Source organism: Acidobacteriota bacterium (genome assembly GCA_038040445.1).
In the GTDB taxonomy this organism is placed as follows: Bacteria; Acidobacteriota; Blastocatellia; order UBA7656; family UBA7656; genus Onstottus_A; species Onstottus_A frigus.
The window spans coordinates 1-10744 of record JBBPIG010000062.1 but is presented as its reverse complement, the minus strand read 5'-3'; the positions used below and the strand labels follow the sequence as shown (position 1 = coordinate 10744).

General features: G+C 57.4%; 4 protein-coding genes. 2 read left to right on the top strand and 2 right to left on the bottom strand.

Annotation, left to right across the window (positions count from 1 at the left end):
- The first annotated feature begins 333 nt into the window (after positions 1-333).
- Both AABO57_28815 and AABO57_28810 read left to right on the top strand, forming a co-directional pair.
- The gene (locus AABO57_28815) at positions 334-3885 is read left to right on the top strand and encodes a S8 family serine peptidase (GenBank protein ID MEK6289736.1); all 3552 of its coding nucleotides are present in this window, start codon (positions 334-336) and stop codon (positions 3883-3885) included.
- A 316-nt stretch (positions 3886-4201) separates the two neighbouring features.
- On the top strand, positions 4202-6094 hold the full coding sequence (locus AABO57_28810) for a response regulator (protein ID MEK6289735.1): 1893 nt from the start codon (positions 4202-4204) through the stop codon (positions 6092-6094).
- A 124-nt stretch (positions 6095-6218) separates the two neighbouring features.
- Here the strand turns inward: AABO57_28810 and AABO57_28805 are convergent, their stop codons facing one another.
- Together AABO57_28805 and AABO57_28800 are read right to left on the bottom strand one after the other, a co-directional pair.
- A complete protein-coding gene (locus AABO57_28805; protein ID MEK6289734.1) occupies positions 6219-7301 on the bottom strand; it encodes a hypothetical protein in 1083 nt (360 codons plus the stop codon).
- Between the two features lie 662 nt (positions 7302-7963).
- Complete coding sequence (locus AABO57_28800) at positions 7964-10702, bottom strand: RHS repeat-associated core domain-containing protein (GenBank protein MEK6289733.1); 2739 nt, start codon at positions 10700-10702, stop codon at positions 7964-7966.
- Between the last annotated feature and the right edge of the window lie 42 nt (positions 10703-10744).

Genomic DNA, 10744 nt, shown 5'->3' with positions numbered 1-10744 from the left:
TCTCGGGCTGGCCCGCGCCGGGATACTCGCTAGGCTTTGGAAGAATCGTGGTCTATGACCTTGGCGTTGTCGGCGGCGCTGGCTCTGAAACCCAGAGCCGAACTCGCAGAGTGTCGCGTCCCGCTCAAACTTGACAGACTCAAAAGATACGATAGAGTTAATGCTCCCCTTGGTCCCGTGCTCATGGCAGTTGTCGATATGATCGAGCCCCGGCAGGCGCGAATAGCCGCGCTTTGGTTCGCCCGAATAGTTGGTCTTTCATTCTGCCGCGTCCGCGAATACAATTTCTCGAATGTCTCGTCATTCGGATCGCTTCTGTAAGGAGATGTTGTAATGAAAAGCTTCACCCTGCGGATTTCGCTCGGAGCTGCGCTGCTTATTCTATTGACAGTCGTAGGAGCGTTGCCGACTCGATCGGATAACAGCCAATCGCGAATCAATGAGCGGTCCGAGGACCGCGCCGGCAAACGGCACGCCCGGCCGGGCGTGAAGCCGCTCGCGTATCGAAGCCCTGGCGCGGCTCACAAGCTAATGCTTCAGGCGGATGACTCGCAGCTCGAGCAGCGGCTGTCCTCTTCTCGCTCGACGCGCAAATCGAAAAAGTATGGCGCGTATTCGCTCGTCGAGGTGAGTAATGCAGAGCTTAACTCGCTGAGCGCGACCACGCTGGAGCGCGCGCATCTGAGGGACGACTTGAATCTGGTGTTGCTCAAACGAGGCCAGATCGACACGACGGGACCCGAGCCAATAATCGGAAATGATCTTCGCCAACCGGAGACCACCTCGCGAGCGCTTCATCTGGTCCAATTGTTTGGACCCCCGACAACTGAGACTGTAGGGCTGCTGACTGCAACCGGCGCAAAGGTTGTTGGATATGTTCCTAACAACGCTTATCTGATGTGGACGACACGGTCGCAGCGGGCGCGGCTACACGCGCTTCAGCAAAGTGCCGACGGCTCGGCCATCGTTCAGTGGGACGGGCCTTATCATCCCGCTTACAAGCTCGACTCGCACATCAAGCTTGATTCAGTCGAGCAGATATCCGCGTCGATCCAGATCCTCGACACGCCCGAGTCGAACAATACCGCCGCTCTGGTGAACTCGCTTGCGAGCAAAGTGCTGATGCCCGAGTTTCGCGCGTCGGGGGCTGTGAACATAAAAGTACTAATCGAATCGTACAAGCTAAGAGAACTAGCCAAGTCTGCGGATGTCGTGGCCATCGGGCGCTGGTCCCCGATGAAGCTTATGGACGAGCGCGCCGATCAGATAGTGGCGGGCGCGTTGGCATTCGACACGGTAAACAACATCCAGGTCAGTCGTCCTACCGGACCCGGCTTTCAGGCTTTCTTGAACTCGGTGGGATTCAACTCGACTTTCGACTTCTCGATCGACATAGGCGATACGGGCCTCGACCAGGGATCAGCGGATCCGGCCAGACTGCACCCGGATTTCCTGGATGCGGCCGGTGCGTCGCGGGTCGCTTACCTGCACGACTTCACCCAAGACTCTCACCCGGGCGATCCGACCATACTTCCGACGCACGATGCGTTGGGGCACGGGACGATCAATGCGTCAATATTAGGCGGCTTCAGCAACAAATCAGGCAGCGCTTTTGCTGATGCGCAGGGTTTCCAATATGGACTCGGCACAGCCCCGTTCGCGCGCATCGGTGTGTCCAAGCTCTTCCCCGACAGCAGGAGTTCCAGCTCGTTTTCTTACACGCAGTTCATTGCGGAGGCGTATCGCGCGGGCGCGCGCATGTCGAATGACAGTTGGGGCGCGTGCGACTCGGATTTCTGCAATTACTACTCAGACGATGCTCAGGTGTTCGACTCGCTCGTGCGTGACGCGGATACTATCGCGCCGGGGAATCAGAGCATGACGATTCTGTTTGCCTCCGGAAACGAAGGCGACACCAACACAACTTCGGTGTCAATCCCGGGAACGGCAAAGAACGTCATCACGGTTGGCATCAGCGAGAACGTGCGAGGGACTGAAACCGACAGGTGCGGCTTGACCGCCCTCGATGCCGATAACGCGCAGGACATCGTTTTCTTTTCGGGTTATGGGCCAGTGCAGGACGGCCGAACGAAACCTGACCTCGTAGCGCCCGGGTCGCACATGCAGGGGGCCGCCTCCCAAGACAAGCTCTATGCGGGTAACGGCGTCTGCGATCGCTATTTTCCATTGGGACAAACGCTGTACACCTGGTCGTCGGGGACAAGCCACTCAACCCCAGTTGTAACCGGCGCCGCCGCACTCGCCTTTCAGTGGCTGAGAACAACCCTCGGCCCCGAACCGAGTCCTGCGCTTGTAAAAGCCTTCATACTAAACTCGACCAGTTACATCAATGGAAAGTTTGCCAACGACGATCTGCCAGGCGCGCATCAGGGGTGGGGCCTGTTGAACATCGGCCGCATGTTTGAACCCACTAATCGCATTATCTACGACGAGTCGCCATCGAGAACGTTTACAGAGAGTGGCGGAGCGCCGTTCCAAACTACCGGCGTGATAGCTGACACGTCGAAAGAGTTGCGAGTCATGCTTGTATGGACCGATCCACCTGGCAATTCGGTGACGAACGCGCCTTATGTGAACCAGCTCAACCTGGAAGTGATCGTGGGCGGAGTTGTTTACAATGGAAACCGTTTCTCGGGACAGTATTCGACGCAAGGCGGTCAGAAGGACTTCACAAACAATGTGCAAGGGGTCAGGCTCCCGGCTGGGCTTACGGGGCCATTTGCCATTCGCGTGCGGCCGACGGTTATCGCCGGCGACGGAGTGCCCGGCGATTTTAATCCGCTCGATCAAGACTTCGCGCTCGTCGTGACCAACGGCCTCGAGACTGCGATTCCGCTGCTGGCCATCGACTCTGGCGGCGACGTATCGGCAGGGGTGACGATCCAGCACGCCGATGGAAAAACCGATGCCTCATTGTTTGCGGGTGAGTCGGCGAAAATCACAGTGACGGTCAGAAACCAATCACAGACCACTGCGGCGGATATTCAGAGCGGAGCGTTGTCGCTCGCTTCGGGCAATCAAAGCTCGTCCGCGTTCAACGCCATAGCACCGGGTCAAACGGGAACGAACGAGACGGCGTTTCAGATCCAGGTGCCGTCCAACCTTCGATGCGGATCGGTTGCCAATCTTCAACTGCAACTTGATACGACCGCCGGGCGCTTCACCCTGCCTGTTCGTGCGCAGGTCGGGCGGCCCAGTCAACCAGGCGGGCCGGCAGAAAGATTGCTGTTTGATGATATCGACAACGGCGGCGTGAAGTGGAAGAAGAAAGGCGGATTCGACTTCCATCAAGGACCCGCCCATAGCGGCAATATGACCTACCACGCCGAAGACCCCGGTAAAGAGCGCAACGATAGTCAGCTCTCTCAGCTTTTCATGAAGAAGGTCGTGACTATTCCGGACAATGCCGGCCAGGTGCGGCTGTCATTCTTCCACATCTACAATTTTGAACCGGGGTTTGACGGCGGCGTGCTCGAGCTCTCGACCGACGAGGGCGAAAGCTGGCAAGACGCTGGATCGCTGACACTGGTTGGCGGGTACGACGGAAAGGTGACCGCAGCTTCCAACAATCCGCTGGGCACTCGCTTCGCGTGGACCTCTCGTGGAAAGCCCGGAGTGTTCAGCCAGGTGGTCGTTGACTTGAGCGGGTTCACCGGCAAGCGAGTGAAGCTAAGGTTCCTGGCGGGCTTCGACGACTCCTCAGGAGTGCTGAACGGGTATACGGGCTGGTTCATCGATGACATTCAGGTCTCGGCGGTCATGTACTCCTGCACGCAGGCGCAATCTGAAAGTGAGCCGGCAGCCGCGGCAGAAAATCAGCAGAGTTCACGGTCTGTAAGACGCGGTATTCAGCGCATAGAGTAGATTCTCGCGGCGCTTAACGTTCGTCTTTATCAGCCAAATTCCGCTGAATTCTTAACTAAAGACACCTGTATGCTTTTGTGCTAACATTCCCCGCTGGGACAATGAAACCGGTCTCAACGGACGCGTTCGAGACCTTTCTCTTCTTCGATTGAAAGCCCCCAAAAAGATTAGGAGTTTGAAGCCGCAGCAGTCGCAGCGCGCGTGCCTTGCAGTACGAGAAGACTGTGTTGGACCGACTACCTCAAAGCGATGATCGATCAGTTTTCAGCTAAGTCCGGCACTGTGCGCCTGCTGAAGCGGACTGAGGGAGAGTCAGATGGGAAGCAGAATTCTACTCGCCGATGACAGCATCACCATTCAAAAGGTGGTCAATCTAACTTTTGCCGACGAGGGCATCGAGGTCGTCGCGGTGAGCAACGGCGATATGGCGGAACGTCGCCTGGCCGAGGTCAGACCAGACCTGGTATTGGCCGATATTTTCATGCCGGGGAAGAACGGCTACGAGCTCTGCGAGGCCATCAAACAGAACCCTCAATTTCGCAACGTGCCGGTCGTGCTTTTGGTTGGCGCGTTCGAGCCGTTCGATCAGGCCGAGGCGCGTCGCGTTCGAGCCGACGCGCATCTGACCAAGCCGTTTGAATCGCGCACGCTCGTCGAGACGGTGCGAAGACTGATCAGCGCAAGCTGGCGCACCACCACCGGCCCGATCGCCCCGCTGCCACCGCCCGGTGAGGAGCGTGAAGAAGTGCCCGATGCCGGTCCGATGCGGCCCCTGACCACGCCGCCGGCGGCAAAGCTCGACCTCTCAGCAATGATGGCCGAGGCTGACACCCCGCCGGTAACTTCGTCGACTACAAACACCGGTGAGCTTGCGTCGGTTCCGGCCGACGCAGAGCCGGAGGTCTTCGACCTCGGAGTTGTGGACATGCCGGCTCGCGAGATGGTCAAGGCTACGCTGACTGACACCAGCGAACGGTTTGAGGCTATGGAGCTCTCGTCGCTTGGTGAGTTCGCGCCTGAAGGAATGCCGTTGCCCTTTGGATCGGACGGCCAAGAGATGATCCTCGACTTCGACAAGTCTGAGCCGTCACCGCTCAGCGCTGTCGTGCTTGAACAAGAGCCGCGCGCTTTGCTGGAGGTCGATGTCAGCACCGCAGGCGAAGGAGCGGAATGGGTCGGTCTGGATAGACTCGAGACCAGAGCGTTCGACTCTGGGTCGGGCGAGGCGGCGTGGCGAGGGAACACAACCGGCTCGCCACTCAACCGGAATTCCTGGGACCCGCGAATGCAGACCGAGACGGCGTTCGCCCCTTCGGACGGACCTAACGAAACCGCCTGCGCGACCCTGCTAGCCATCGACGAGCCGCTCGGCGACGTGCTGCTCGACGAAGTCGTTCCAACCGGCGCGTTACCCTACTCCAGCGAGTCGCTTGACATGGAATTCGCGGAACCGGCATTCGCCGAACCTCCGCCGGTTGCACCCAGGCACTTCGATCTGGTTGACATCGGTAACGATTCCTCCTCCGAACACATCCATGCTTTCGAGAAGGAGATCGAGGGACCGGAGGTTCACGGGACCGAAGCGTTGTTGAGCCTGGACCATCAGCCGGACGCCGAGGCAGCGGTCTCGCTTGCTGATTCGCATCCTGCTTCCGATGATCTCGCAGGCAATCTCGATTGGACGTCTCCGCGCGCAGGCGTCTACTCGACGGCGCAACTTGATTCCGTCGTGATGCCTATCGATACCAGGGAATATCTGGCGGAGAATCTAGCCGATTCCGATCCCCCGAAAGCCGACAACACCGACAACACTCAAGAGGCAATCTTTGAGACTGCGACGATGTGGCCCGAAGAAGAGCTGCGCTTCACACCGATCGATAGTGACTCGCTCGCGGGTGAAGAGCCCGAGGCCGCGCCGCATCGAGTCGAGCCAGCCGAAACCGGTTTCTCGTTTTCATCCGTAGCGGCCGAGACATCAACCGCGAGCGTCGACGCTCCTTCTGCGAACGCGACTCTCCCGGTTGCGGCCAACGGTGGAGCGACATATGAAGCGGAGTTATCCCCGGCGGCGATTGAAGAGATAGTGCGGCGCGTGGTCGCCGAGATGAGCGAATCGGTAGTCCGCGAGGTCGCCTGGGAAGTGGTTCCGGATTGCGTTGAGCGGGTCATCGGCCAACTGACGCGCGAGTCCTTATCAAAACGAACGTAGGCACTTACCGTTCAATCAGATTGAATGCCGGTAGGGCTTGCTCACGCGAGTAACTGATTCCTCTCTTCACTCCGGCGATGCGTCCGGCGTCGTCGTATTCGGTGCCGAAGACTTGCCTGAAGGTCTATTGAGTCATGGTTCGCACCTCCTTGCCTGACGGATAGACCTGTTTGGTCATGCTCCCCGCAAGGTCGTACCCGTAGCTCATCGTGTAGCTCACGCCGTCGGTTATCTGATGGCTGCCGCTCAGTTTTCCAACTGCATCGTAGCCGTCGTAATAATACCCATCGCTAGCTCCTTGCTTGACGACCGACGCCAGCCGCCCCTTGCCATTGGTTCCCGTGTCATAGCTGTAATTCCATAAGCCTCCAGTGCTGAGCGTCTTCGTCTTGGCCCGGTTCAATCCGTCATACGTGAAGCTCACCGAGGTGCCGTTCGGGTTGGTGCGTGACAAGAGGTTCGATCCATCGTCGTATTGATAGACGGTCGCAACCATCTGCTGCTCAGGATTGAATGCTTCTCGGAGTCTCGACACGCTGTCGTACGCGAACTGGCGCTGCTGCGCTCCTTGCTGCACGAGCGTCAGATTGCCGAGCACGTCGTAGCTATAAGTGGTCGCGCAGTTGAGGTTGTTTGGGTCTTCGATGACTTGTTTCAGTCTGCCGAGTCCGTCGATGATGCTGCGCCTGCTCTTGCCCGATTGATCTGTTACCGTAGTCTGCTCAGCGTTGTAGCTTGTAGTCACGCTTCCGGTCCAGTTGCCGTTTGTCCCGGTCGCAGGCGGCTGGGTTGCGCCGCTGAACGTCGCTACTTCGCTCATACGGCCGGCGGCGTCCTTCGTAGCTCGGGTCCAGCCGTCTGTTAACTCTCCAGAATTCCGGGTCGGATTCGACGAAAAAGTTATGCGACCCATCTGGCCATAGGCACTCTGCGCGCTGATGGAATAGGTGCTGCCGTTCTCGCTGGTCTCGCTCTTCACCGGGCGTCCGAGTTGATCACTGGTCGTGCGAGTCTTCAGCAAGCCGTCGCCTTGTTGTTTCAGATCGGAAATTACTTCCACCTGAAAAGCGTTGTTCGGCGACGCGTTGTCATAGTACTTGGTGATCACCTGACGCTGTTGATTCGCGTACGTGACTCCATCGACGATTGACGTGACGGCGGGGCCATTGACCACACCGGGGCGGCCGTAGGGATCAACGGTTCCCAATCGTTGATTCGTGGATTGAGTTTCAGAGGAGGGAAGAAGCGTTTGAGGTCCGAGTTGTGGCTGAAATCGCTCTGGTCTTGAGAGTGGTAGTGTCTAAGGAGAAGCGTGATCCGATAGCGCGGCATTATGTTCGTCGCCGCAGCGCGCGTGCCACTAAAAAAAGCCAGTGGCACTTGCGCTGCACGACAACATAATGCGCGTTATCGTACGCCCCGATATCTTCCTCGCGCTTGCGGCGGAAACTACACCGCCGCCGCGCGCTCCGGTTCCCCACCCCCCTGCGCGCCACTCTGGTCGCCCCCTTCGAAGGGGGCCTCGCGCTGGAAGGTTGTTGCTTTGCGGTTTTCTTTAGCCGGTGACAAATGAAGGCGATCACTCATTGCTAGTTTTGTGCATACAAGGGACACGGTGAATGTATATACCCAAGGTGGAATTGGGATTGAAAAGGGCCTTTCCCGCTGAGTTTGGCGCTATCTGAAATCCACAATCACTGGCACTTGCCTGTGCCAAAAAAAGATTACCAAGAAACTCTAACGCAGATGCGTCCCCTTCAATCAGGAGCATGTCATTCTCATCATCGAGAATCCTCACAGTAATCTTTGCCTTTCTTTGCGCGTAGTTCTCACAAATCTCGTCAACTGACACAGGTTCTCTCCCCCTTTCTATAACTTCTCCTTAGGCCTGCCGTCTTCCCAAACAGACCGGTTCCTCTTGCCGTTTTCAAATTTCTTCTGGTTCTTGTAAACCTCGTAATGATCCTTGTGAAACCTGTCCTTTACCCAGATTTCTCCAGTCTCTTTGTTGCGCTTGGCTGGCGACCCTTTTACTGGCTCAAAAGCCTTGGAATTCGTTCCTGGCGTTACTTCTCTGGTGGTGGTTGTTTGCGTACCCCTCTGATCGAAGACAGGCTTCTTGTCGCCCCCGGGATCAGCAGCTTGTCCGCCTTTGTCCTGCTGTTTAGTCTGTTGAGCATCTTTCTCGGCTTGTTTTCGGTTAGTGTAATTCTCTACGTAATTACTCGCCGCTGGCTGCGACGCATCGCCACTCGTGTTGTTCTTCGACGCCCAATCTAAAAACTTTTCCGCTGCTCCGCTAAGCACAGCTGTTACGGCAGTGCCAGCTTGGGCAGCTCTCTTCAACACTTCTTGTCCTGCTGGCGTCTGGGCAGCCCGCTCTAACGCTCTTGTGATTTGATGCCCTTGATGCCCATCCGGGTCGACATAAGCCAGAGGATTGTTGAGGCAATACTGGTACTTATTCAGCGACTGCGGCTGAAATATGTCCGCGTAGAAGGTCGGGTTATCTGATGCGTCCTCAGCAAATGAATACAACTCATCAGGCCCGCCTGTGAACTCATCAGGACTAGTGAACCTCCCTTGCGCTGATGAGTAGTACCTCGCAAGGAAGTAATCCAGACCCGATTCATTATCTCTTTCTTTTTGGGTGAATTTCTGTCGGGTTGAATCCGCTCCGCTGTAGCCCCCAACACTCCCGCGCACACCGATCGTTGAAGGAATCTCCTCACCGAACGGCAGATAGTCGTACCTCGCCTTCACCGTGCCATCGCTCTTCGTCACCACTCGCGTGCTTCCGAGATGATCGCTTGTCAAATAACTCGTGCCGCCTCCGCCTGCTGCCGGAGGCACCGGGTCGCTGTGATATTCAGCTATCAACTGACCTCCGGCATTATACACAAACACTGTCGTCCCAGTGCTGTCGATCTTCTTCACTCGACGCCCGTCGCCGTCATAAAAATACTGCCCAACCGTGCTATTGAATTTCGTTTGGCGGTTCTCACCATCGTACTCAAACGAGCGGCTCTGCCCGTCCATTGTCTGGTTGCCAGCCGTGTCATAAACACTTGCCACCAGCCGATTGTTCCCGGCAGTGAATGCGCTCTGCACTTGAGGCGTCAATGTATTGAGTGCGTACCCGGTCGACGCACTCACCCATCGATTGCCGAACCGGTCGTACCCATAAGTCTGAGACCAGTTCGCTCCGCTGCTTTCATTAGCCGTCTTCAGGCGGTTCAACTCGTCGTAAGTGTAATTCTGCGTGACATCCAGCGACCCCGTGATCACGATCCGCTGTGTCTGCACGTTGCCGTTGTTGGCCGTCGTCCCATACGTGTAGTCAAGCCGCAGCGTGCTCGAATCCGTGCCCGATGTTCCCAGCCCGATCTGCTCAGGCTGCAGCCGCGAGTTGTAGTTCGTGTGCTCCCACTTCCCGTTGCCCAGTTTCATTGTCGCCGGCGCGCCATGAGCCGTGTAGCTCATTGCGTTCGAAGTGCTCGGTGTACCGCCCGCGTAATAAATCGTGGCGTCTTTTTTCACACCGGCTATCCGGCCCGCTGCGTCGTATTCGGTGGCCACGACCTTGTTCGATGGGTAGGTCTCTGAAGTCATGCCCCCTGCGAGATTGTATTGATAGCTCATTGCGTAAAGCTGATTGTCAGTCGTCTGAGTCCCGGTCAGCACCCGCCCTACCACGTCGTAGCTGCCGTAGCTGTAGCTGGACACTGAAGAGCTGACCGACGTGAGCCTCCCTTTGCCGTTCACGCTTGCACCCAGCGTGTCGTACACATAGGTCACATTTGGAGTCGTTGGGCCCGGGGCCTGGCCCGAGTAGGTTCGAGTGGTGACCCGATTCAAACCGTCGTAGGCGTAGGTCGTTATCACACCGCGCGCGTCGGTCTTAGTCTGGAGGTTGCTGTTGTCGTCGTAGGTGTAGTTGATCGTCCCGCTCTCAGGATTAACCGCCTGCTTGAGCCGCTTCAATGAATCGTAGCTGAAGGTTCGAGTTTGGGTAGCTTGGGGATTCCCTTGTATCTGGGTCACGGAGGTCAGATTATCCACAGCGTCGTAGGTGTAGCTGGTGGGCTGAACGGGTGTCGCGAGCGGGCCGGGGTCATTGGAGCTGTTGGGCTCGTCCACGCGTGTCAGCCGGCCTAGTCCATCGGTGATGCTGCGGCGCACCTTGCCCACCTGATCGGTCACGGTCGCGGCAAATCTGAGCGTCGTAGCATCCGGGGTGTAGGTGGTAGTCACCAATCCAGTCGAGGTTCCTGCCGGGTATCTTTCGTTAAGCGTCTCGACAGTCACGACTCGCCCTAAATCGTCCCTGGTGGTGCGAGTCCATCCGTCGGTCGTCGCCCCAGCCGTGCGCATCGGATTGGTGGCGATCGTAATGCGGCCCCCTTGCTGATAGACGGAGTCGGCGAAGATGGTGTAGTTCACGCCGTCCTCGGCGGCTTCAGTTTTCACCACTCGTCCAAGCTGATCGTGCGTGGAGCGGCTCTTGAGGAGGGCGTCATTGGACGAGTTGAGGTCAGACCAGACCTCGACCTTGCGAGTGTTGTCGAGATATCGAGTGACGGTGTTGCGTCCTTGAGGGTCGGTCACTATTCCCGGCCTGCCGAAACTTGTCGGTTCTTAGAATTCGGC